Here is a 23,717-nt window from a genome sequence, read left to right on the forward strand (position 1 = left end):
CGGTGAACTACTTCACATCGGCCTTGACGAATTGCCGGAGTTCCGGCGTTTGCGGATTGGCGAAGAGTTCGGACGAGCGGCCCTGCTCCCAGATCTTGCCCTTGTGCATGAAGATGGTTTCGGTCGCCACGCGGCGCGCAAAGGCCATTTCGTGGGTCACGAGAATCATGGTCATGCCGCCCTTGGCGAGGTTTTCCATGACGGTCAGCACTTCCTCGGTCAGTTCAGGATCGAGCGCCGAGGTCACCTCGTCAAACAGCATCACCTTCGGCCGCATGGCGAGCGAGCGGGCAATCGCCACACGCTGCTGCTGGCCGCCGGACAGCTGGTCGGGATAGGAATCGAATTTCTCCGAAAGGCCGACGAGTTGCAGAACCTCGCGGGCGATATCCCTGGTTTCCGATTTCGCCACGTCCTTGACGATGCGCGGCGCGAGCATGATGTTCTCACCGACCGTCAGATGCGGGAAAAGATTGTAGCTCTGGAACACGATGCCGACATCGGTGCGCAGCTTGCGCAGCGCCTTGGCATCTTCGCCGATCGCATGGCCGGCGATTTCGATGCGGCCCGAATTGATCTTCTCCAACCCGTTCATGCAGCGCAGCAGCGTGCTCTTGCCCGAGCCCGAGCGGCCGATGAGGGCAAAGACTTCACCGCGACCAACCGTCAGCGACACGCCTTTGAGGACTTCCAGAGCGCCAAAGCTCTTGTGAACGTTTTCAACGATTACTTCCGGCATGAAGCCTCCTTTCCAGCCAACGCGACAGCTGGGACAACGGGTAGCAGACGATGAAATAAAGCACGGCCACCGCGACGAAGACGCGGAACGGCTGGAACGTGGCATTGTTGATGAGTTGCCCCGCTCTCGCCAGTTCGACGAAACCGATGATCGATGCGATGGACGTATTCTTGACGACCTGAACGGCAAAACCGACGGTCGGCGGCAGGGAAATGCGGATCGCCTGCGGCAGGATGACGTAGCGATATTGCTGGGCGCGGGTGAGCGCCAGCGATTCCGATGCTTCCCATTGCTGCTTCGGCACCGCCTGGATACAGCCGCGCCAGATTTCGGCGAGATAACCCGATGTATAGATGGTCATCGATGCGCCGGCGGCAAAGAGCGGCGGCAGTTCCAGCCCGGCAAGGCTGAGGCCGTAATAGGACAGGAACAGGATCATCAGCACCGGAATGCCCTGAATGACCTGGATATAGGTGCCGGCGGCAATGCGCAGCAGCTTGTTATCCGAGGTGCGGGCAAGAGCGATGAAAAAGCCGACGATACCACCGCCGATAAGCGCAATGATCGTCAGTAGCACGGTCCATTGCAGGGCGGTCAGCAGGAAGCCGAATTCGTTCCAGCCGAAAGTTCGAAGAGTCATGACTGCACCTCCGGCAAAGCGGTCATCGTCTTGCGGGCGACACGGCGGCCAAACAGCCACATGCCGATAAGGGCAAGGATAAGCCGCAGGCTGAGCGCCAGCGCCAGATAGATGAGCGTGACGACGATATAGACCTCGAAGGAGCGATAGGTCTGCGATTCCACGAAGGCTGCGGCAGCCGCAAGCTCATGGGTGGAAATGGCCGAACATATGCTCGATGCCAGCATCATCAGCACGAACTGGCTGCAGAGCGATGGATAGACCTTGGCGATGGCCGGCACGATGATGACGTGGCGATAGATCTGGTATCTGGTGAAACCAAGCGCTTCGCCCGCCTCGATCTGCGACTTGTGCACCGCCTCGATGCCGGCGCGGATGATTTCCGTCGAATAGGCCGCGAGATTGATCGTCATGCCGATCAGCGCCGCGGTATCCGCCCCGACGCGAAAGCCGAGACCCGGAAGGCCGAAATAGACGATGAAAAGCTGCACCAGGAACGGCGTGTTGCGGATCACCTCCACATAACCGTCCACGATGATGCGGACGATGCCGCCCTTGATGGAGCGCAGCGAGGCCAGAAGAATGCCGAAAGCGCAGCCGAGCACGATGGAGAGGACCGACAGCTTGATCGTCAGCCATATGCCGTTCAGAATTTCATTCTGATACTGGGCGAGCGCGCCGAATTGAAAAGTGTAGGACATGCGTCACTCCGTTGACATTTCCCGGTCCGCCGGAAATTTTTCTCCGGCGGACGCGTTGAAAGGCTCAATCAGAAGCTTGGCAATTGCGGCAGCGGACGACCGGTCCACTTCACCGAGATACGGTCGAGATCGCCCGACATCTTCATGAGGTAGATGGAGGTGTTCAGCCACTGGCGCAGCTCGAAATCCTCAAGCTTCGTCGCCATGGAATTGCCCTGCTGGAAGAAGGTGAAACCAACCTGCAGACCGGCTTCCGGGCGCTGTTTGATGATCGCTTCGCCAACCGTGGACGGCAGGGCGACAGCATCGACCTGGCCGGCAAGCAGTGCCTGGGCGCTGGTGGAATCGTCTTCGTAAACGACGATTTCGAGACCTTCGACATTGGCCTTGCGCAGCGCGGTTTCCTGCGAAGAGCCGCGATTGACCGAAACGCGCTTGCCCTTGAGGCTGTCGAGATTTTCGAACTTCTGGTCCTTGCCCGAGATGATGTCCATGTTGAAGGCGCTGTAAGGCTGCGTGAACATGACGGTCTTGGCGCGCTCGCCGGTCGGCGCAAGCGTTGCGACAAGGAAGTCGACCTTGCCGGTCTGAAGGGCCGGAATGCGCGCAGGCGGCGTCAGCGGCACAAGCTCAACCGGCAGCGACAGATAGGTGCCGATGAGGTTGGCGACATCCACGTCATAACCGGAAGGATTGCCCTTCTCGTCCACCATGCCCATCGGCGGAGCGCCGGTCAGAACACCGATCTTGACCTTGCCGCGCGCCGTGATCTCGCTGAGCGAGACAGCATGGGCGGATGTGCTGGCGGCGAGCGTTGCTGCGGCAACACCGACGGCAACGGTGATGTTCTTCAGAAATCTGGATATGCTCATGGTTTCTCCTCCAACCTTTTAAGTGGCTGCCCAAAGCGGAACAGCGATCTTGCACAAAGCGAAAAATGTTCTCGATAACATTTCACCGCGATTGACAAAAAACTCCTCCCAAGAAACCGCGAAAGCTCAAAACCATGTGAATTCTCCTTAAAATTCAACAATTTTGGCTGGTTATCGATTTTCCTCTTGTCGACACCGTTTCACGTTCTTGGCAGGATCAATAATGCATGTTATCGGTATCATTGCAAGTCCGATCTGCAGAACTGTTGCATCGGACATTCATTCGGGAGGAAACCATGTATACACGCTCGGCAATTTTCGAAGGCAGGATCCACCCCGGCCGGGAGGAGGAGTTTTTCCGCATCGTCGAGGAAAAACTCCTGCCGGTCTGGAAACGCATGCCGAATGCGCAGGCCGTGCGGGTGATGCGTACCGAGCGCACCGACCCGGACGCAGCCTCAATCATCATGGTGCAGGAAATCGACTATCCTTCGATGGAAGCCGTCGAGGAAGCGCTGGTCTCGCCGGTCCGGCTGGAAGGCCGGGTGCTGACGGATGAGATGATGAGCATGTGCGACGGACGTTTTTACCATCTGGTCTATAGCCGCGTCGCATAAATCCGGTGCACGCCGCATTGATCCGCAATCATACGGCGTGCTTTCCCTTGATATCTTCGTGTATGTCTTGTCCTGAAACGGTTCGAATTTAGGGAGACATGCTTTGGTGGAGCGCACGCCCTTGGCCGCAGCGTTAGTCACGTCAAAAAAAGCAACCATGAGCGACGTCTCGAAACTCGCGGGCGTCTCCAAGATGACCGTTTCGCGGGTGCTGGCCGATCCTGCCCTGGTGTCGGAAGAGACACGCCAGAAGGTCATGAAGGCCATCGAGAAGCTTGGCTATGTGCCGGATCGAATCGCCGGTTCGCTCTCTTCCCGGCGCACCAATTTCATCACCGCCATCCTGCCGACGCTCACCAACTCCAACTTCGCCGACAGTGCGCAGGGGCTGGCCAAGGCGCTGCGCGCGGCCGATTACCAGTTGCTGATCGGTTATACGATGTATGACCTGCAGGAAGAGGAGCGCGTCATCCGCACCATGATGGAGCGCCGCCCCGATGCCATCGTCGTCGCCGGCACGGTGCATACCAAGATGGCGAGCGAAGTTCTGATGCGCGCCGGCATTCCGATCGTGGAAATCTGGGATGTCCCTGAACACCCCATCGACCACGCGGTTGGCTTTTCCAACTACGAAGTGGGAAGAAACGCCGCCAAATATCTGATATCGCTTGGTTTAAAGCGCATAGGCGCACTCGGCTCCCGGGCTGACGGCGCCGTGAACGACTGGCGCGGCGAAAGCCGCCTTGTCGGGTTTGCGGCAGCGTTGCGCGAAGCCGGCATTTCCGACGATCTCATCATCCGCGAAGGCAGCGCGCCAGTCTCCTATGATCACGGGGCAAAGACGCTCGGCTCCCTGCTCGCAAAGGCGCCCGATGTCGAAGGCATTTTCGCCGTCTCCGATATTTCCGCCGTCGGCGCGCTGATGGAATGTCACCGCCGCGGCATTGCCGTGCCCGATCAGGTGTCCATCCTCGGTTTCGGCGATTTCGATATCAGCCGCCAATGTTACCCGGCGATTTCAACGATCCGGGTCGACGCCCAGATGATCGGCCGCAGGGCCGGCGAATTGCTGCTTTCGATACTGGAGCCGGAAAAGGATGCCGCTGTTCCCGAAGGCGCGCGGGTGGATGTCGGGTTCGAGCTGATCGTGCGGGAGACGACAAGGCGGCTGGGTGGTTGATCCATTCTCTTCCCTCATTCCTGTGCTTGTCACAGGAATCCAGCCGACGCGCGTCTGCGCGGCGGGGAGAGACTTCCCAGCCCAAGGACTTGGGCTGGCTGGATCCCTGTGACAAGCACAGGGATGAGGGAGAAGAGACGTGTTCTCCCTACCTCGCACCCCAGGTATCTGTCAGCCGATACCCCTCCGGCCATGGATCGGACGGATCAAGCATATGCTGGTGGATGCCGGTGACCCAGCCGCGGCCGGAGATTTCCGGCAGGATGGCCGGGCGGTCGCCGACCGTTGTGGTTCCGAGGATGCGGCCGGTGAAGGTCGAACCGATCAGCGACACCGCCGTCAGCGTTTCGCCTTCCTTCATTTCGCCGCGTGCATGCAGCACGGCCATACGGGCCGAAAGCGCCGTGCCGGTGGGGGAGCGATCCACCTTGCCTGGCTGGATGGCGACGGCCGCCCCTGCCCTGAGGCCTTCGGCCGTGCGTTCCACCTTGCCGGCGAAGAGGCAGAAGGAAAAATGCCGCCAGTCGGGATTTTCGGGATGGTCGAAACCCAACGCCCTGTTGGCGGCATTGGTGATGCGCACGCCGAGGCGGGCGATCTCATGCGCCTCTTCCGGCTTCAGGCTGAAACCCATCGCTTCGGCATCCACGATGACGAAGCTGTCGCCACCATAGGCGGTGTCCACCTTCAGCGTGCCGAGACCTTCGACCTCAAGCTCGACATCGAGCTTTGCGGCAAAGCTCGGCAGGTTCTGCACGAAAATGCGCTCGGCCTTGCCGTTGCGGCATTCGGCGCGCACCTTCACCAGTCCGCCGGGCGCTTCCAGCAGCATATGGGTTTCCGGCTCCTGCATCGGCACGATGCCACCATCCAGCAGCACTGTGGAAACGCAGATGGAATTGGAGCCGGACATGGGCGGCGTATCTTCCGGCTCCATGATGATGAAGGCGGCATCCGCGTCAGGATGTTTCGGCGGCACCAGCAGATTGACGTGGCGGAACACGCCGCCGCGCGGCTCGTTGAGCACGAAGTTGCGAAGCGTCTCATCACGGGCGATGAAGCGGCTCTGTTCCCAGATCGTCTCGCCCGGCGGCGGCTTCACCCCGCCGACGATCACATCCCCCACTTCACCTTCCGCATGGGCGGAAATCACATGAACTGTCTTGATACTGCGCATTCAGTTCTCCTCATGAAAGCCAGACAGGAAGGCGGGATACGGCACGGCCGGTCAGCGCGCTGTCGACGCAATCGGCAAGGCTGCCGAAGCGCACCGCGCGGCCGCTGAGGCCGGGGCCATAATGGGCGTATTTGCCGGAATTGGTCATCAGCGCACGGGTCTTCGTCGGAAAGACCGGCTCGGAAATCGAACACCAGCAGAGATCCGGCAGCACCTGCACGCCGCTGTCCTTCAGGCTCTGCAGCGTGCCGTCCTGCACGGCCGCATCGATGACCTGCTGACCGGCGGTGACGATGACGGCGACATCCGCATGGCGTTTGCGGCCATTAAACACGGCGGCAAGGGCGCGGCACTCCTCCAGCGAGGCATGCGGGCTGCCGATGGCAACCAGCTGCACCTCTTCCGGCCCCTCGTTCAGAAGCGACCAGCCGGCGGCCATATCGGCGAGCGAAATGGTCACGGTCCCGGCGGTTTCGCGCGGCGCAAGTCCCGCTTCCGGCGTCACACCCTCGATATGCAGCATGGGCGAGGCGGAGGTGGTGCCAAAGGCGGCGCAAAGCGCTTTCAGATCATCCCGCGACGGTTTTGCAGCTCCAAGACCACGCAGCAACGGGATGCAATCCGGCGCGGCCTTGCCGGCGAGATAACCGACGAGCGGCCAGAAGGCGTCATCGATGCCGGCTGGCAGGGCCACATCGACGATGCGCTGCGGCCGGCGGTTTTCTTCCAGATACACCCCCGAAAGCGGCGCCCTGCCCGTCATAGCAATGCAGAGATCGAGGAAATCCGGGTGCTTTGCGGTGCGGGCACCGAGCACCGTATTGGCGAAGATCACCGCATTCGATTCGGCCCAGCCGATCGATTCGCCGGCACTTGGCGCGCTGTCGAGCAGATATGGCGAACAGGTGAAGGTGGGGCGACAGCCCATGCGCACATAGGCATCCGCCAGCCTTGCGGCCGGATCGCCGAAATCCTCCGGCACGCCCTGCGCCCGCCAATGCGCCTTGTCCACCGAAATGGCGTTCATGGTGGTTGGAACCCGCACCTTGCCGCCCATGTCAGCCATTTTTTCAGCAAAGGTGAGGTTGGCAGGGCTGGCATAGATACAGCCATCGATATGGCCCTGCGTCACATCGACAAGCGTCGACGCCCCCTGCTGGGCGGCCATGGCGACGATGATGCGCATGGCCTGCCGCGCGGCAATGCCGTCGCGCCCTTCCAGCATTGCGCCATCCTCGTCCTTCAGGTCGAGATGGGCCGTCGCCGGCGGCGCGATGGCAAGCGAGATACCGTCGGCCTCAATGGTGTTCTCGTTGATGCTGACATGCGCAGCATGCGAGAAGCGGGCGAAATTATCCGCATCAAGGCGGACGACCGGCAGAGCACTGTCGAACATTTCCGCCGCAACGAGGGCACCAAGCGTCAGGACGTCTTCAGCCTCGCAGAAAACCAGCGCCGCGGGCGCACGGCCGGTGAGGATGAGATCGAGCAGCACGCCGGAACCGGTGCAAGAGCCACGGCTGGTCGGCATGAACAGCACGCCGCCGGTGAGACAGATGCCATGCAGCGGGTGATGCACATCGATCACCTTGCCGGTGGCGGGATCGACCCCGCCCCAGAAGCTCAGCGCCTCGGTGGTGGCGATGACCTTGCCTTCGGCGGCACCGGCCAGAATGCTGCGCGCCTCAGGGGTAGTGACTGGCGAAACGGAAGAAGGCATCGAAAATCTCCCAGAAGCATTTCCAGTAAACCTGCGTAGCGGTTTGACGCCCGGAAAATGCGTGAAAAAAGAGCTGGAGAATTTTTGCGTTTCGGGGAAAAGCCAAAATTCTCTAGAAACGTTGCGGCGAAAATGCCCCTGCATCGATGGCGGGCTTTTGGCCCGTCAGAAGATCGGCGACGAGGCGGGCCGTGCCCGCCGATTGCGTCAGCCCCAGATGCCCGTGGCCGAAAGCATAAACCACCCGCGCCGTGTGCTGCGCTTGCCCAATGGCCGGCAGGCTGTCCGGCAGCGAGGGGCGGAAGCCCATCCACTGCTTGCCGCCTTCGGTTTTCAGGCCCGGCAGAAAAGCCTTCGCCTTGGTCAAAAGCGCCTCGGAACGGGCGAAGTTGGCCGGAAGCTCCAGCCCGCCGAGTTCCACGGCACCGCCAACACGGATGCCGGAAGAAAGCCGCGTGACGACGAAACCGTGGCCGCCGAAAGTCACCTGCGTGCGCAGATCGAAAGCACCGGAAGGCAGGGTGGTATTATACCCCCGTTCCGTTTCCAGCGGAATTTTTTCACCAAGCGAGCGGGCGATGCGGTGCGAGAAAGCCCCGGCCGCCAGCACCACCCTGCCGGCCTTGCGGGTTCGGCCATCATGGCTCACCACCTCAACGCCGTCTTCCAGCGGCCTTAGCGAAGCGATATCGAGGCATTCGATACGGCCGCCAATGCTGCGGAAATGCTCGGCCAGCGCCAGCGTATAAAGCTTGGGATCGGCGATGGAAAACCAGCCGGGCGTAAAGGTGCCGCAGGTAAAACGCGGCGCGATGCCGGGCTGTATCTCGGCCATCTGTTCGGCGTTCAGATGCCGGAACTCGATGCCGTGGCGTTCGCGTGCCTTCCAGCCGGCAAGCGAGCCTTCGAATTCCGCCTCGCTTTCATAAACCTGAAGGTTCCCCTCCTTGCGCAGCATCGCAATCGTGTCCGTCTTTTTGAGAAACGGCTCCAGCTCCGCTTTGGAAAGGTCCATCAGCGCCGTCTGCGCGGCGGTGGAATGCTCGACTTTCGATGCCGCGCAGGCGCGCCAAAAGCGGAACATCCACGGCGCGATCTTCAGCGCATAGGCCGGCGGCACGCTGAGCGGCCCCAGCGGATCGATGAGCCATTTCGGCGCTTTCCAGAGAATGCCCGGCGATGCAAGCGGCAGGATATCGGTGAAGGCGAAGGCGCCGGCATTGCCGGCCGAAGCGCCCGCCGCCGGTCCCTCGCGATCGATGACCGTGACCGAAAGACCGCGACCCTGCGCGGCGATTGCCGCCGAGAGGCCGACAACGCCGGCCCCTATGACGATGACATCATTTGCAGGCATTACCGCACGCTCGCCAGGAACTTCTGGGTTTCGGCATGCTGCGGCGCGCCGAACAGCTGGTCCGGCGTGCCGATTTCCGCCATCACGCCCTGATGGAAGAAGGCGACGCGGTTGGAGACATCACGGGCAAACGCCATTTCATGGGTGACGCAGATCATCGTCATGCCTTCATCCGCCAGCATCTTCAACGTATCGAGCACTTCGCCGACCAGCATCGGGTCGAGCGCCGAGGTGACTTCGTCGAACAGCATATATTCCGGCGACATGGCAAGCGCGCGGGCAATCGCCATACGCTGCTGCTGGCCGCCCGACATGCGGTTCGGATAGACCTTCAGCTTCTCGGCAAGGCCCACATGGGTCAATTGCTTGACCGCGATCTCCTCCGCCTGCTCCTTGGAGATGCCAAGCACCTTGCGCGGCGCCAGCATGACGTTTTCAAGCACGGTCAGATGCGGAAAGGCGTTCCATTGCTGGAAAACGATGCCGACCTTGCGGCGCAGCTTGTTGAGGTCGGTCGATTTGGCATGCACTTCCGTGCCGTCGATGACGATCCTGCCGCTGTCGATCGGCTCGAGGCCGTTGATGCAGGTGAGCAGCGTCGATTTGCCGGAACCGGAACCGCCGATGATGGTGACGACCTCGCCCTTGTTGACGGTGAGGTTGATCCCTTTCAGAACCTCCAGCGGGCCGAAGGATTTGCGGACGTTTTCGATCTCAATCATTGGGGGACCACCGTCTTTCGAGATACCCGCCGAAACGGGCGATGGGGAAGCTGATAAGGAAGTAGATGGCGCCGCAGATCATCAGGATGGTCAGCGGTTCCTGCAGGCGGGTAACGAGGATCTGCGAGGCGCGCAGAAGCTCGATAAGGCCAAGCCAAAGCACCAGGGCCGAATCCTTCATGACACCGAGCGTCAGTCCGATCCAGGACGGCAATGAGACGCGGGTGGCGAGTGGCAGGACGATGTAGCGCATGTCCTGCGACCATGTCATGCCGAGCGAGCGGCAGGCGCGGCGCGTATTGGACGGCACGGCATCGATGCCACCGCGCACGATCTCGGTGCAATAGGCTGCCGTATAAAGCGACAGCACCACGCAGGAGGTGGTGAATGGCGGCCAGCCGAGCTTGGCGATCGACTGGAAGGCATTGCCGAGAACCAGCTGGATGAGCAGCGGTACGGAGCGGAAAATATCCAGCACGAAGGTCAGCGGCAGCGACCAATAGGGACCGAACTGGAAACGGATGATACCGAAGATGATCCCCATCAGGGTGCCTGCCGTGACGGCGACGGCGGTGACGGCAAGCGTCATGCCGGCACCCTTGGCCAGGAAGGCGAGATCACTCCAGGTGAGAGCGGTTTCAAACATGGCGCACCTCTCTCAGTAACGGAACAGACGCCAGGCCAGCAATCTGGCGGCGAGCGTGACGATCTTGGCGATCACGTAATAGATGACCGCGGCGAGCGCGAAGAATTCAAAGGTGCGGAACGAGCGCGCATTGAGCGCCTGCGTGACGCCGGCGAGATCCGTGTTCATGCCGACCGTGACACCGAGCGAGGTCATGAGGATCGCCCAGACCATCTGGTTGGTGGCCGGCAGGAAAGCCACGCGCAGCATCTGCGGCAGGATGATCAGCCGGAAGGTCTGCATCGAGGTCATGCCAAGCGAACGGCCCGACCGCGTCTGCGTATCCGGTATGGCTTTCAGCGCACCGCGGAAATTCTCTGCCAAATAACCGGCATTGTTGAACGCGATACCGACCAAAAGCGCGGTATAGGGGCTGAGGTGGATGCCGAAATTGCCAAGCCCGAAATGGGCCATGTAAATCTGGAACAGTGCCGGCGTGTTGCGGGCAACCTCCACCCAGACGGAGGCCAAAGCGCCGAGAACGCGGTTGCCGGACAGCCGGAACAGCGTCAGCAGGATGGCGAAGGTAAGACCGATCACCATCGACAGAAGGGCGATCTGCAGCGTTACCACCGCACCGTCCAGAAGCTGCGGCAAAGCCTTCAGCGCCTGATTCCAGTGGAATGTATAGTTGAACATTAAGCGTCCCGCCTTTTCAGAAACGATCAACGGCGCGATCATTTTGACCGCGCCGTTTACGAAAAGTCCTGATTAGCGATAAACGCCGTTGACGGTGAGCGAGGGAACTTCGCCGCCAACCCATTTTTCATAGAGTTCGGCGTAACGGCCGGTGCGAACCTGCTGGTTGATGAAGAGGTTCAGGTAGTTGATGAAGCCATATTCGTCACGGTTGGTGAAGAGCGCGACGTAATCGATATCGTAGGGCGCCTTGCCGACGACCGAGATACCGGCGAACTTGCCGCCCTTGACGTTGGACTGCGCAACCGTGGAGGTGGAAACGGTGGCGTCGATCTGGCCCTGGCTCAGCGCGAGGAAAACGTCGGCCTGCGTCTGGTAAGGACGGAACTCGCCGGTTCCCCACTCCTTGACCGACTTTTCAAGCGCGATGGCTTCGAACGTGCCGGCGGTTGCGCCGACCGTCTTGCCCTTCATGTCCTCGAAGGACTTGATGCCCGACTTGTCGTTGGCGGTGACAGCCATTTCGAAAGCGAAGTAAGGCACGGTCATGCCGACCGTCTTGGCGCGCTCCAGCGTATCGGAGGTCGAGGCAACACCGACATCGACGCGGCCCGACATCAGTGCCGGAATACGCTCGGGGAACGGCGTTTCGACGATTTCAGCCGTGACGCCGAGCGCCTTGGCGAGATCGTTGCAATAATCGACGTCGAAGCCGATGGGATTGTTTGCGTCGTCACGCGAACCCATGGGCGGGAAATCGAGCACGACGGCGCAACGCAGCGTACCGGCGGAAATGATGTCGTCGAGCTTGTCGGCCTTGGCCGGCGTGATAACGGAAGTAGCGGCCAGAAGGCCGGCGATGATGACCGATTTTTTCATTCTTGATTTGCTCCCAGAATTTGGTCCGCCCTTGAAGGCGCGGTCACTATTTCCCCATGGGGCCGATAAATCAACATAAAAATACAACTAGTATACAAAAAGAATTTTGCAGATGCGAACAATGGGGATTTGCCATGCGAGCGGAAAAGCGGGCTCATGGCGGAAAGACTCTTTTCAGCCCAATGACTTGGAGCAACACCCTTGCTGCGGTGGGCGCGGCAGTGGGAAACAGGAAAAGGACGCCGTAAAACCGTTGGCGCTGAATGCGGATTTACAATTTCGCGAGCGGTTTCCGAAAAGACGATTGCAATAGGGAGTGCTTTGTATACTTTATGTATTCAAGATGTGCGAACCGATATCAGAGGGAACATGATGAGCGACACCACCACCCTGACCATTGCCGCGCTTTCACAGCGGGTCGAAGAAATTTTCCGCAAGGCGGGGCTGAATGATGTGCAGTCGGGAGCGCTTGCCCGCGTCATCACCGCCGGTGAGCGCGACGCCTGCAAATCACATGGTATCTATCGCATCGAAGGCGCCCTGCGCACCGTGAAGGCCGGCAAGGTGAAGCCGGACGCGATACCCGACGTGGCCGGGGACGACGGCACGGCGATTGTCAAAGTCAACGCCAATGGCGGCTTTGCCAATCCCGCCTTCGAACTGGGCCTGCCGGTTCTTGTCGAGCGGGCGAAACGTTCGGGCATCGCAGCTCTTGTCATCAATGACTGCACGCATTTTTCGGCGCTCTGGCCTGAGGTCGAGGGGCTGACCTCGAATGGTCTCGCCGGGCTGGTAATGTGCCCGAGCTATTCGACCGTCGCCCCCACCGGCGGCATAAAACCGCTGCTTGGCACCAATCCCTTCGCTTTCGGCTGGCCACGCAAGGACACCTCCCCTTATGTCTTTGATTTCGCCACTTCGGTTGCCGCGCGCGGCGAAATCGAACTGCACCGGCGCGCAGGCAAATCCCTGCCGGAAGGCTGGGCGCTGGATGCCGAAGGCAAACCGACGACGGACCCGGAAGCCGCGCTTGCCGGCTCCATGCTGCCTTTCGGTGGCCACAAGGGATCGGCGATCGGCACCATGATCGAACTTCTCGCCGGCATCATGATCGGTGACCTGACGAGCCCCGAAGCCCTCGAATTCCTCGGCACGACAACACTTGCGCCGACCCATGGCGAATTGATCGTCGCCTTTTCACCCGAAGCTTTCGCCAGGGGCCGTCCGGGCGATCCTTTCCTGCGCGCGGAAGTGCTGTTCGACGCCATCATCGGCCAGGGCGCCCGCCTGCCCTCCGGCCGCCGTTTTGCGGCCCGCGCCAAATCCGAAAGCGAGGGCATTACGCTTTCCGCCACTGAAATAGCGGGTCTGGATCGGTTGCTGGAGAAGGGTCTGGACGCGGTTTCCTGACCATTTGGATGTGGAAATGAAAAATGGCGCGATTGCGGGCCTCATAGCGACAACGTCACTCAGCGGCTTTTGCGACTGCATAGCATCCCCGCTCCGTCACCCCGGACTAGATCCGGGGGTCAGCGCGATCAAGTCCTTGATCGCGGGAGACTCTTTCACGGCGCAGACGCGCCGTGGCTGGATGCCGGATCTGGTCCGGCATGACGGAGGAAAGGCATCAAACCTCATCACATGCAAAAAAGGCCCGCAGTTGCGGGCCTTTTTTTCGCAGCAGCGATATCTCAGGCCGCCTTGCAGGTCTGAACGGCGCCTGGAAGCTTGCTCCAGTCGGCATACCAGCTGTTGAACAGCTTGAACTGTGCCTCGACATAACCGCGCTGGCTGTCCGTCAGGGCATCGGTTTCGTTGAAGTGCAGCGTGTATTCCCTGTCGCCCTTCAGCACCATCATGTGCTTGAAATAGAGAACCAGGTCCGGACCTTCATCGAAGGAGGAGAGCACGGCCAGCGCCTGCTCCAGTTCCAGCGCGCGGACGCGGGCATCCGCATCGCCCTTGGCGGCGGCCTGCGACAGCTTGCAGAGGTGAATGACTTCCTTCGGTAGAACATTGCCGATGCCGGTGATGGCGCCGGTTGCGCCGCAATTGACGAAGCCGTGGAAAACGGCCGTATCGACGCCGATCATCAGGGTTACTTCATCATCACGGCTGGTGATGTTCTCGGCCGCATAACGCATGTCGGCCGGGCCGCCGAATTCCTTGAAGCCGACAAGGTTCTTGTGCTCGGCGCGCAGGGCAAAGAAGAGATCGGCGCGGGTGGCAAAGCCGTAATAGGGGCTGTTGTAGATAACCGCCGGGATATCAGGCGCAGCCGACAGGATGGCCTTGAAATGCGCCTTCTGGGCGGAGATGACCGAACCGCGCGACAGGACACGGGGAATGACCATCAGGCCCCTGGCGCCAACCTTCTGGGCGTGGGCGGCATGTGCCACGGCCGAAGCGGTGTTGACCGCGCCGGTGCCGACGATCACAGGAATGCCGGCCTTGACCAGGCGCTCCACGCCTTCCATGCGCTGCTCGTCGGTGAGCAGCGGCCAGTCGCCCATGGAACCGCAATAAACGACGGCCGACATGCCATCTGCAATGAGTTCCTTGCCCTTGCGCACAAGCGCATCGAAATCAGGGGTGCGATCCGCCTTGCAGGGGGTCATCAATGCGGGAATCACGCCGGAAAAAATGCTGGCCGTCATTATTAGCTCCTAAGGGACATGTTTTCAGGAATGGACGCAGCTTCGCGCCACCCTTTCGACAAGGACATTACTATCTTGTATTTTATTTGTCGACAAGAAATCGACAAGCTACAGATTTATTTCCAGCCGCTCGTTTCGCACCAGCAGTTTCTGCACCTGCTGCACGATCTGTTCGGCATGTTCCCGTGCCAGTTTTTCAGAAAGGGCGATGTCGCGCGCGGCGATGGCGGCGATCATCGCCTCGTGGTCATCGACGAAACGCCTCGGCAGACGATCCTCATAAGACTGGTAATAAAGCCGCAGAATGCGCCGCCCCTCATCCAGCAGGCGTTTGAACAGGCTGGTGAAATAGGGATTTCGACCGGCCTCGGCGATGGACAGGTGAAGGGCTGCGTTGGTGGAAATCATCGCCAGCGCGTTCTGCTCCTCCACTGCGATGGCGAATTCCGCATTATGGGCGCGAATTTCGACCAGATCCTCCGGGCGATGATATTGCGCGGCAAGCTGGGTGGTGACGCGATACATCAGCACCAGCGCATCGAAATAGGTGTGCATGTTGAGGAAATCGATATTCGACACCATGGTCGAACGGTTCGGCAACGTATCGATCAGCCCCTCACCCGAAAGCCGCACCAGCGCCTCTCGGATCGGCGTGCGCGACATCTTGAACCTTTCGGCAAGCTGCACCTCGTCGATGGGGCTACCCGGCGGCAGCACCAGATCGAGAATCTCGTCGCGCAGCAGATCATAGACCATCTTCACGCCGGAGCCGCGCTTGCGCTCGGCAGAAGCAATTATATCCGTCATCATCAAATCCCTCTTGTCGACATAAAGAGTACTATTATCTTTTTTCCCGATCAACGCCGCGCTTCGGCTATGCCATCCCGAATGGCGGAATAATTGTTCAAAAACAACAAAAAGCCGTCGCGAAAATTGCCCGCGACGGCATCAAACATTCATTTTGTGACGTGGATGCTGTTTATGAGGCACGGCCGCTTGGGAAGCTGCGCCCGATCCGGGGAGCGAGGAGCACGCCTCTTGTTTCTTCTCCCCGACCGGGGAGAAGGTCGCGGCAGCGGAATGAGGGGGCAAGGGTCATGAGATACGGCAACGTTGCCCCCTCATCTGACCCTCCGGGCCATCTTCTCCCCGGCGGGGAGAAGAAACGCGCGGCAATGTCCCACCTCAAACGAGCCCTCAGTTGCGCAGGCCGGTGGCGACGACGGAAATCTTGAAAGCACCGTCCAGCGTGGGATCGAAGGAAGCGCCCATCACCACATCGGTCTCTTCGCTCACCGCCTCGCGCACCAGCGTCATCGCCTCGTCAATCTCATAGAGTGTCAGGTCGTTGCCGCCGGAAATGGAGACCAGCGCGCCACGCGCTTCCTTCAGCGAAGGCTCGCCGAGCAGCGGATTGGCAATGGCCGCAGCGGCGGCTTCAGAGGCGCGTTTTTCGCCCTTGGCCTGCGCCGTACCCATCAGCGCCCGGCCGCCGTTCTTCATGACGTAGCGCACATCGGCGAAATCCAGATTGACCAGGCCTTCGCGCAGGATGAGATCGGTGATGCAGCGCACGCCAAGCGACAGAACCTTGTCGGCCGTCTTCAGTGCGTTTTCGAAGGTGGTTCCGGCGTCAGCGATGCGTAGCAGGTTCTGGTTGGGAATGACGATGACGGTATCGGCAGTGTTGAGCAGGTTGGCAAAGCCGTATTCGGCGGCCCGCATGCGGCGCGCGCCCTCGAAGCTGAAAGGCAGCGTGACGACACCGACGGTGAGGATGTTCTTCGCCCGGCAAGCTTCCGCAATCACCGGGGCAGCGCCCGTGCCCGTACCACCGCCCATGCCGGCGGTAATGAAGCACATGTCGTAACCGCTCAGGTGATCCATGATCTCGTCGAGGGAATCGATCGCCGCCTGCCGGCCGACCTCGGGATCGGCGCCCGCTCCAAGCCCGCCTGTCAGCTCGGAGCTGAGCTGCACGAGCCGCGGCGCGTTGGTTTTCTTCAGCGCCTGCGCATCCGTGTTGGCGGCGATGAAATCCACCCCGCCGATGCCCTCGGCAATCATGTTGTTGATCGCGTTGCCGCCACCACCACCGACGCCAACGACGGCGATATTGGGCGTGTTGCGGGCAATGGTGGCGCGCGGAGACTGGGTCATCGTCTTATTCTCTTTCTAAACTCATAGGGTCCCGCGCCGTTTTTGACCGCGGCACGCGAATGATCGGCGGCGTTCCCGCACTTCCTTCCTGGCGCACGAAGGAGGCTTTAACGCGTTGAATTTGCATATAAGCCTTATCGGCCGATTGCGGCCAAAAGACTTGTGCTCCAGCGGCGAAAGATGCGCTACGGCAACGTTCTCCCACCCTTCCCCCGGATGAAAACCAAACCGAATCAACTGCTTCGCTATTGAATGGTGATAGCCGAAAAGGCACGCCGTTTACACTCCATTCACTATGTTTATCTCAGTTTGGAACGAGTTGTGCCGACAAGTGTTTGCTTGCCGACAGCGCTCAGGCGCACAGAATGGAGGCAGGCATATGTTGGCAGACGTCTTGCAAAGCGAACCGGGTTTCCGCACGGAACAGCCACGGGTGCTGATCGTGGAAGACGAGTTCCTCATCGCCATGGATATCGAGGATTCCATTCTGCAGGCGGATGAAGATGCAAATGTCATCGGCATCGCCAACCGGCTGGATGAGGCCGTGGCGCTCGGCAGTCGCGCCGATATCGCCTTTGTCGACGTCAACCTGGCCGACGGCCAGACAGGCCCCGAGATCGGCCGGCGGCTTTCGCAGGATCACGGCGTGGTGGTGATCTTCATGACGGCAAACCCGGAAGTGGTCGTCAATCTCGGTATCGGCGCCGGCGTGATCGCCAAGCCCGTTCCGCAGGATGCCGTGGAACAATGCCTCTCCTACGCACTTGCCAAGCGCGCCGGCACACACGCCATAACGCCGATAGGCATGATGGCTTTCGACTGAGGCGATACCCAAAACTGAGGCTGAAAACAGAAAAGCCTGCCGCGGGAGGAGGTGCGGCAGGCTTTCTGAAAAGATGAACAGCGATATGGGAGGAGGAAAACCGCTGTCCCCGGGGCAATCCTTTGGGAGGAGGAGTAGGATCGCCCGCATTACCAAAAGGATGTGGGAGGAGGTACATCCGTTTCGATGATTGGAAGATAGCATTTTTCTGCGCATTTCACAGGCACAAGCTTGCAGCACAGATATGCACTAAGCGCATGGCGAATTTTACGCGCCGAGACATGGATACCGCACGTCACATTCCTTGCCGTGACGCATGCGCCCGAGGCGGCACAAGTCCAGAATGATGCGGCGACCCGAAAGAACCCTGTTGCGGGCCTGAAAAACGGCAAAGGGTTTGAATGACGCCCAAAAACAAAAACGCCCGCGAAGCGGGCGTTTGGGCATTCAAAAGCGACTGTACCGTCTTATTACTTGCCGATTGCGGCGCGGGCAACGCTGGTGATCTGGCTGCGATCAATACCGAGATCGTGCAGTTCACGGGTGCTCATGCGGCCCAGTTCGTTGATGGTCTGACGATATTTGCGCCAGTTGTTAAAGCTGCGTGCTACGTTCATGACATGACCCTTTCTGAGGTTTAGGTGACGTCAGTAACGTTTTCGTTCCGGCGTCCTTTGATGCCCCCTATATGCGCTTTCTCCTGCCCAATGAACAGGCAGAATAAGGCAATCCACCCATGCGCCAGACGCAAGGGTTCCCCGTGGCGGTTTGCGGCGAAAAAGAAACCTGACTGAAATTCAGACGGTTCGCCGGCCATGCGGCCGTCTCAGAACTTGTAGCGGACGCCGAATACATTGGCGTTTGTGGCGCCCTTCATATTGCCCAATGTTTTGCCACCGCCGGAGCGGTGGTGCAGACGCCAGAAAAATTCCGTCGAGGAATCCTCGCTGAAGGACACGTTGATTTCCGGCCCCAGATAAAACAGGACATTGGCATTGCCGTCGTCCTTGATTTCCTGTTCGCGCTCGCGGCCCGGCTGCGCATCCGTGACAAGGCTGAGGCCGGCGGTAAAGCTCGGCGTGATGAACAGCCGCTCTCCAAGCCTGATCTGCTCGTAACGGGCGACCGGGCCCGCCCAGACCTCGCCGGTGAAGCCTTTACCAAATCTGGCGGCAATGCCGATCTCGCCGCCCAGTTTTACATTGCCGATGCGGTAGGGATAAAACTGGTAGCCGCCCCCGATAATGGCGTTTCTTTCATATTCCACGGGAATGAGCGCCGCACTTTTCAGCATGTCTTCCTTCGTCATGGCGCCAGCGAAACCGAATATCGCCTCGCTCGTCTCCGAAGCCATATCCTCAGACGCGAAAGATGATGTCGCGGCCAGTGCGATCATGGCCGTCAAAGACAGACGTGCTGCAATATTCATTTTGCTACTCCTGAACAAAGCCCGCTTTTACCCAGCCGTCCTCATAGGCATATTCCCGGAAGGCGAACATACCGTTACCGAACACAATTAATTCAACTTGTCCGGAAATGGCCGGAAAACCGGCGTTTTCTCCCGCATTAGCGCAAGAACCGCCGGAATCGGTGAAGCGCGAAAACAGGGAGCGCCGAGCCGATGGTGAGCAGCGCCAGCAGTTGCGGCCAGACCACAGCCCCCCCGGAAGTGCTTGCAACGGCGGCGGGAACAGGATCAGCAGCATGCCGAATTACGGCGTGGAGCCGGAAAGCCCGGCGAAATCCAGCCTCTTGGAGAAGATGCCACGCGAAATGGTCATGAGATTAGGTGGCGGGATGGATATTGCCGATAAAGGCTCCCGCCCCCTGCGCGACAAAACGGGATCGATCATGCCCGATTATTGCGTCGCTGGAATGCGTGTCAGCGAGACCGTACGCTTACGCAGCAGCCTTCGGTCCGCCGCCGACTGTCGGCAGTTTACACCGCCCGCGCCCGCTTCACCTCCACCTGCGTCCACTCCGGCAGCCAGTCGCGATGGGCGACAAGAAGATCGTCCACCAGCGACCATATCTGGTCGAGATCCAGTTCCGCCGCCGTATGCGGGTCCATCATCGCCGCATGGAAGATGTGCTCGCGGTTTTCGCTCATCAGCGCCCGCACCGTCAGTTCCTGCACATTGATATTGGTGCGCATCAGCGCGGTCAGCTGCGGCGGCAATTCGCCGATGAAGGTGGGCTGCACGCCGTTATGATCGACGAGGCAAGGCACTTCCGCCGCGCAATTGGCCGGCAGCGAGGTGATGCAGCCATTGTTGCGCTGGTTGCCGTAGATGACGGAGGGTTCGCCGGTCCAGACGGAATTGATGATGGAAGAGGCATATTCCTTTGATGGCTTCACCTCGATCTTGTCGGCAGAACGATAAGCCGCCGCCTGACCCTTCCAGCGCTCGATCTGCTCGATGCAGCGCTTGGGATATTCATCAAGCGGGATGCCAAATTTCTCGATCAGGTCTTCGCGGCCTTCCTTGATGAAATAGGGCGTATATTCGGCGAAATGCTCGGAGCTTTCGGTGACGAAATAACCGAGCCTTGTCAGCATCTCGTAACGCACCTTGTTGGGGCAGCGCGGGTTCCAGCCGGGTTTTGGTGCACGGCCTTCGCGGTAGCCGCGCACGAGATCGGGATAAAGGTTCCTGTAGCTGCCATCGGGCTGGCGGTGCTCGAACTCCAGGAAAAACGCCATGTGGTTGATGCCGGCCGAACGGTAGCGGATTTCCTCATAGGGAATATCAAGATCATGGGCGAGTTCCATGGCGGTGCCCTGCACGGAATGGCAAAGACCCACCTGCCGGATCATCGGGTATTTCTCGGCAATCGCCCAGGTGTTGATCGCCATCGGGTTCACATATTGCAGCATGATGGCGTTGGGGCAGACGGCCAGCATGTCCTCGCAGATCTTCCACAGATGCGGCACGGTGCGAAGGCCGCGCATGATGCCGCCGACACCCAGCGTATCGGCAATGGTCTGGCGCAGGCCATATTTGCGCGGCACCTCGAAATCGGTGACCGTGCAGGGCTCATATCCGCCGATCTGGAAAGCGACGACGACGAAATCGGCACCGGCAAGCGCCTTCTTCTGGTCGGTATAGGTCTCGGCCTTCGCCTTTGCCCCGAGCGTCGAAATCAGCTTGTTGACGACGATGGCGCTTTCTTCCAGCCTTTCACGATTAATATCCATCAACGCGATGGTGGCGCCGGAAAGCGCCGGACGCTGCAGCACATCACCGATGATGTTCTTCATGAAAACAGTGGAACCTGCGCCGATAAATGTGATCTTGGGATCTCTTGCCATTTCTACCTCCGGCATTTGGCATTCAAGCGATTTCGAAGGCGGCTCGTACAAGCCGCTGAGTATATTCGGTTTTTGGGTGAGTAAGAACGTCCTCGACAGGGCCTTCCTCGACGATCCTGCCGCTTTGCATGACGATGACGCGGTGGCAGAGCGCGCGCACCACCTTCAGGTCATGCGAGATGAACAGGTAGCTCAGGCCTCGCTCGTCCTGCAGCTTGCGCAGGAGATCGATGATCTGCGCCTGCACGGAAAGATCGAGCGCCGAGGTCGGCTCGTCGAGAAGGATGAATTCCGGCTCCAGCGCCACGGCGCGCGCAATGGCGATGCGCTGGCGCTGGCCGCCGGAAAATTCGTGCGGGAACCGTGAGAGGATGTTGCCGGGCATGCCCGCCGCCTCCAGCGCATCGCGCACCCGCTCCAGTCTTTCGGCCTTGGTTTTGCCAAGACCGTTGATGATCAGGCCTTCCTCGATGATCTGGCCGATGGTCATGCGGGGATTGAGCGAGGCGAAAGGGTCCTGAAAGACGATCTGCATACGCGAACGCAGGGGCCGCATTTCGGCGCGGGAGCGGCCATCGACCCTCTGCCCGTCAAAGACCACCTCGCCGCCCACCGGCTCGTTCAGCCGCAGCAGCGACTGCCCGAAAGTGGTCTTGCCGGAACCGGATTCACCAACCAGCCCCAGCGTCTCGTGCCGCCTGAGGGTCAGGCCGAGGCTGTCGACGGCGATCAGCTCTTTCAGCTCCGGTTTGAACAGCCCGCCGTAACGCATCATGAAGGAAACGCGCACACCGCTTGCCGTCAGCAGCACACCGGAATTTTCCGGCAGCGGCTTTGCGGTGCCATGTGGTTCGGAGCCGAGCAGCTTTTTCGTATAGGGGTGATGCGGCGCTTCGAAGAGCTTTTCCGTGGTGTTGTGCTCGCGCATCTCGCCATGCTGCATGACGTAGACGTAATCGGAAAACTGCTTCACGATGGTCAGGTCATGGGTGATGAGGACCACGGCCATGCCGCGCTTCTTCTGAAGATCGCGGATGAGATTGAGGATCTGCGCCTGCACCGTCACATCGAGCGCGGTGGTCGGTTCGTCGGCAATCAGCACGTCCGGATCGTTGGAGAGCGCCATGGCGATCATCACACGCTGCCGCTGGCCGCCGGAAAGCTGGTGCGGATATTGCTTCAGCCGCGCTTCCGGTTCCGGTATCTGCACCTGCCGCAGAAGATCGAGCGCCCTCGCCTCGGCCTGCTTCTTGCTCAGTTTCGAGTGCACGCGGATCGCCTCGACGATCTGGCTACCGATCGTATAGATCGGGTTCAGCGAACTCATCGGCTCCTGAAAGATCATCGAGATGCGATTGCCACGCAGTGCCCGGCGCTGGCGGCTCGAAAACTTCAATATGTCATCGCCGTTGAACCGCACTGTCGCGGATTTCGAAACGGAAGCCCGCTTCGTCAGAAGGCCCATGACGGTGCGGGCCGTCACCGATTTCCCCGAACCGGATTCGCCGACGATGGCAATCGTCTCGCCCCGGTAGAGCTGGAAGGAAATGTCCTTCACCGCTTCGACAGTGCCGTGCTCCACCTTGAAGCTCACGGCGATATTGCGGGCGTCGATGATGGCGTCGTCGTTGCGATTATCAGCATCGAAGCGGATCGCGGGGGCGTATGTGTTGTTCTGGCTAGCTACCATTTTACGCTCCTCTCAATAGGGATCGACGGCATCGCGCAGGCCATCGCCCAGCGCGTTGAAGGCGAAGACGGTGACCAGCACGAAACCGACCGGTGCGAGAATCCACGGATAGGAACCGATGACGGAATAGGTCGCGGTATCCTGCAGCATCAGCCCCCAGGAGATGAGCGGCGGCTTCACCGCAAAGCCGAGGAAACCGAGGAAGGATTCGAGCAGCACGACGCTTGGAATATGCAGCGTCACGGCGACGATGACATGGCTCATCACATTCGGCAGGATATGCTGGAAGATGATGCGCCGGTCGGTTGCCCCGACGGCAATGGCCGCCCGCACATAATCGATACGTGCCAGAGCCAGCGTCTTGCCGCGCACCTCCCGCGACATCTGCGCCCAGCCGAGCGCCGACATGACACCGACCACAAAGACAAGGAACACGGTGGTTGGTGCGGTGACCGGGATGAGCGAGGTCAGTGCGAGATAAAGCGGCAATTGCGGGAAGGCGAGCACCACCTCCACGAAACGCTGCACCCAGGCATCCAGCGGCCCGCCGAAATAGCCTGATATCAGTCCGACACTGGTGCCGATGACGGTGACGATGGCCACAACGCTGAGCGCGATGGCAAGCGAGATACGCGAACCGTAGATGGCGCGCGACAGCACGTCGCGTCCGAATTTATCGGTTCCGAGAAAATGCACCGGCTGGCCCTCCGTCGAGCCGAAGAAATGCCGGCTCATCGGAATGAGACCCAAAAGCCTGTATTCCGCGCCTTTGACGAAGAAACCGAGATAAACGGGATTATCGTAATCCGGCCCGACGATGGGCTGGAAGGTGACCGGATCAAGCTCTTCCGTTTCGGCAATGGCATAGACGCGCGGCGCGAGGCTGATATTGCCATCCTTGTCGCTGAACCGAACCACCTGCGGCGGCGAAAAGCTGCCATGGGTTTCGAGCGGGTTCATCGGCGCGAAGAAATCCGCAAAGACGGCAATCAGGATCAGCAGCACCACCAACACCAGCCCGACCATGCCGGTGAAGGAGCGTCTGAGACGACGCCATACCAGCGCGAGATAGGACTCATTACCCTGCGTGCCACGTTCAGGCTTGGGAGTGACGGCGGTTTCGTTTTTCACTTCGTCAAACGCCATCAT

At 60.0% G+C, this 23,717-nt stretch carries 24 protein-coding genes; 4 read left to right on the forward strand and 20 right to left on the reverse strand.

Translation table 11 applies throughout. The features are described from left to right. Nucleotides 1-7 precede the first annotated feature (7 nt). The 4 genes from JZX88_RS13605 to JZX88_RS13620 form a co-directional block, all read right to left on the reverse strand. Nucleotides 8-739, reverse strand: coding sequence for an amino acid ABC transporter ATP-binding protein (locus tag JZX88_RS13605; protein WP_065116843.1), 732 nt, complete (start codon nucleotides 737-739; stop codon nucleotides 8-10). Then, entirely contained in the window at nucleotides 720-1,379 is a 660-nt protein-coding gene (locus JZX88_RS13610; RefSeq protein ID WP_065116844.1) for an amino acid ABC transporter permease, read from the reverse strand. Before JZX88_RS13610 ends, JZX88_RS13605 begins: the two co-directional genes overlap by 20 nt. Then, nucleotides 1,376-2,080: an amino acid ABC transporter permease gene (locus tag JZX88_RS13615; RefSeq protein ID WP_142841963.1), complete on the reverse strand. Its 705-nt coding sequence runs from the start codon at nucleotides 2,078-2,080 to the stop codon at nucleotides 1,376-1,378. The genes JZX88_RS13610 and JZX88_RS13615 overlap by 4 nt, the downstream gene beginning before the upstream one ends. 68 nt (nucleotides 2,081-2,148) lie before the next feature. After that, a complete protein-coding gene (locus JZX88_RS13620; protein WP_110759544.1) occupies nucleotides 2,149-2,952 on the reverse strand; it encodes a transporter substrate-binding domain-containing protein in 804 nt (267 codons plus the stop codon). Between the two features lie 296 nt (nucleotides 2,953-3,248). On the opposite strand from JZX88_RS13620, the gene JZX88_RS13625 reads away from it, so the two are divergent. Next, entirely contained in the window at nucleotides 3,249-3,569 is a 321-nt protein-coding gene (locus tag JZX88_RS13625) for a hypothetical protein (RefSeq protein ID WP_003505663.1), read from the forward strand. Between the two features lie 157 nt (nucleotides 3,570-3,726). Continuing rightward, complete coding sequence (locus JZX88_RS13630) at nucleotides 3,727-4,749, forward strand: LacI family DNA-binding transcriptional regulator (RefSeq protein ID WP_174033616.1); 1,023 nt, start codon at nucleotides 3,727-3,729, stop codon at nucleotides 4,747-4,749. Between the two features lie 148 nt (nucleotides 4,750-4,897). On the opposite strand, the gene JZX88_RS13635 is transcribed toward JZX88_RS13630, so the two are convergent. From JZX88_RS13635 to JZX88_RS13665, 7 genes are all read right to left on the reverse strand, one after another. Continuing rightward, entirely contained in the window at nucleotides 4,898-5,926 is a 1,029-nt protein-coding gene (locus JZX88_RS13635; protein WP_206913891.1) for a proline racemase family protein, read from the reverse strand. 10 nt (nucleotides 5,927-5,936) lie between these two features. Beyond that, the gene (locus JZX88_RS13640; protein ID WP_206913892.1) at nucleotides 5,937-7,646 is read right to left on the reverse strand and encodes an aconitase X; all 1,710 of its coding nucleotides are present in this window, start codon (nucleotides 7,644-7,646) and stop codon (nucleotides 5,937-5,939) included. Between the two features lie 112 nt (nucleotides 7,647-7,758). Then, nucleotides 7,759-9,000, reverse strand: a complete 1,242-nt coding sequence (locus JZX88_RS13645) for an FAD-binding oxidoreductase (protein ID WP_206913893.1) — start codon at nucleotides 8,998-9,000, stop codon at nucleotides 7,759-7,761. Next, nucleotides 9,000-9,722: an amino acid ABC transporter ATP-binding protein gene (locus JZX88_RS13650; RefSeq protein ID WP_110759535.1), complete on the reverse strand. Its 723-nt coding sequence runs from the start codon at nucleotides 9,720-9,722 to the stop codon at nucleotides 9,000-9,002. Before JZX88_RS13650 ends, JZX88_RS13645 begins: the two co-directional genes overlap by 1 nt. Continuing rightward, nucleotides 9,715-10,368, reverse strand: coding sequence for an amino acid ABC transporter permease (locus JZX88_RS13655; RefSeq protein ID WP_065116851.1), 654 nt, complete (start codon nucleotides 10,366-10,368; stop codon nucleotides 9,715-9,717). The genes JZX88_RS13650 and JZX88_RS13655 overlap by 8 nt, the downstream gene beginning before the upstream one ends. A gap of 12 nt (nucleotides 10,369-10,380) precedes the next feature. Further along, complete coding sequence (locus JZX88_RS13660) at nucleotides 10,381-11,046, reverse strand: amino acid ABC transporter permease (protein WP_065116852.1); 666 nt, start codon at nucleotides 11,044-11,046, stop codon at nucleotides 10,381-10,383. A gap of 72 nt (nucleotides 11,047-11,118) precedes the next feature. Continuing rightward, nucleotides 11,119-11,925 carry a transporter substrate-binding domain-containing protein gene (locus JZX88_RS13665; protein WP_142857917.1) on the reverse strand — a complete coding sequence of 269 codons (807 nt, stop codon included), beginning with the start codon at nucleotides 11,923-11,925 and terminating at the stop codon, nucleotides 11,119-11,121. Nucleotides 11,926-12,297: 372 nt separating this feature from the next. On the opposite strand from JZX88_RS13665, the gene JZX88_RS13670 reads away from it, so the two are divergent. Beyond that, nucleotides 12,298-13,335, forward strand: coding sequence for an Ldh family oxidoreductase (locus tag JZX88_RS13670; RefSeq protein WP_206913894.1), 1,038 nt, complete (start codon nucleotides 12,298-12,300; stop codon nucleotides 13,333-13,335). A 281-nt stretch (nucleotides 13,336-13,616) separates the two neighbouring features. On the opposite strand, the gene JZX88_RS13675 is transcribed toward JZX88_RS13670, so the two are convergent. The 3 genes from JZX88_RS13675 to ftsZ form a co-directional block, all read right to left on the reverse strand. Further along, a complete protein-coding gene (locus JZX88_RS13675) occupies nucleotides 13,617-14,582 on the reverse strand; it encodes a dihydrodipicolinate synthase family protein (protein WP_174029965.1) in 966 nt (321 codons plus the stop codon). A 108-nt stretch (nucleotides 14,583-14,690) separates the two neighbouring features. Beyond that, on the reverse strand, nucleotides 14,691-15,389 hold the full coding sequence (locus JZX88_RS13680) for a GntR family transcriptional regulator (RefSeq protein WP_065117103.1): 699 nt from the start codon (nucleotides 15,387-15,389) through the stop codon (nucleotides 14,691-14,693). A gap of 390 nt (nucleotides 15,390-15,779) precedes the next feature. Further along, nucleotides 15,780-16,742: a cell division protein FtsZ gene (ftsZ, locus tag JZX88_RS13685; RefSeq protein ID WP_003521714.1), complete on the reverse strand. Its 963-nt coding sequence runs from the start codon at nucleotides 16,740-16,742 to the stop codon at nucleotides 15,780-15,782. 379 nt (nucleotides 16,743-17,121) lie between these two features. Between ftsZ and JZX88_RS13690 the strand changes: the two genes are divergently transcribed. Then, on the forward strand, nucleotides 17,122-17,565 hold the full coding sequence (locus JZX88_RS13690) for a response regulator (RefSeq protein WP_206913895.1): 444 nt from the start codon (nucleotides 17,122-17,124) through the stop codon (nucleotides 17,563-17,565). Nucleotides 17,566-18,035: 470 nt separating this feature from the next. Here JZX88_RS13690 and JZX88_RS13695 read toward each other — a convergent pair whose 3' ends face one another. The 6 genes from JZX88_RS13695 to JZX88_RS13720 all read right to left on the reverse strand — a co-directional run bounded on the left by JZX88_RS13695 (nucleotide 18,036) and on the right by JZX88_RS13720 (nucleotide 23,717). Continuing rightward, nucleotides 18,036-18,182 (reverse strand): DUF1127 domain-containing protein, encoded by a 147-nt coding sequence (locus JZX88_RS13695; RefSeq protein WP_065116857.1) that lies wholly within the window; start codon nucleotides 18,180-18,182, stop codon nucleotides 18,036-18,038. Nucleotides 18,183-18,391: 209 nt separating this feature from the next. Beyond that, complete coding sequence (locus JZX88_RS13700) at nucleotides 18,392-18,994, reverse strand: hypothetical protein (RefSeq protein WP_065116859.1); 603 nt, start codon at nucleotides 18,992-18,994, stop codon at nucleotides 18,392-18,394. A 4-nt stretch (nucleotides 18,995-18,998) separates the two neighbouring features. Beyond that, nucleotides 18,999-19,271, reverse strand: a complete 273-nt coding sequence (locus JZX88_RS13705; RefSeq protein WP_206914053.1) for a hypothetical protein — start codon at nucleotides 19,269-19,271, stop codon at nucleotides 18,999-19,001. A 233-nt stretch (nucleotides 19,272-19,504) separates the two neighbouring features. Then, nucleotides 19,505-20,878 (reverse strand): alpha-glucosidase/alpha-galactosidase, encoded by a 1,374-nt coding sequence (locus tag JZX88_RS13710; RefSeq protein ID WP_206913896.1) that lies wholly within the window; start codon nucleotides 20,876-20,878, stop codon nucleotides 19,505-19,507. 22 nt (nucleotides 20,879-20,900) lie between these two features. Further along, nucleotides 20,901-22,568, reverse strand: coding sequence for an ABC transporter ATP-binding protein (locus JZX88_RS13715; RefSeq protein ID WP_206913897.1), 1,668 nt, complete (start codon nucleotides 22,566-22,568; stop codon nucleotides 20,901-20,903). 12 nt (nucleotides 22,569-22,580) lie between these two features. Further along, on the reverse strand, nucleotides 22,581-23,717 hold the full coding sequence (locus JZX88_RS13720) for an ABC transporter permease (RefSeq protein WP_142857905.1): 1,137 nt from the start codon (nucleotides 23,715-23,717) through the stop codon (nucleotides 22,581-22,583).

This window comes from Agrobacterium sp. OT33 (assembly GCF_017313365.1).
GTDB lineage: Bacteria > Pseudomonadota > Alphaproteobacteria > Rhizobiales > Rhizobiaceae > Agrobacterium > Agrobacterium rhizogenes_A.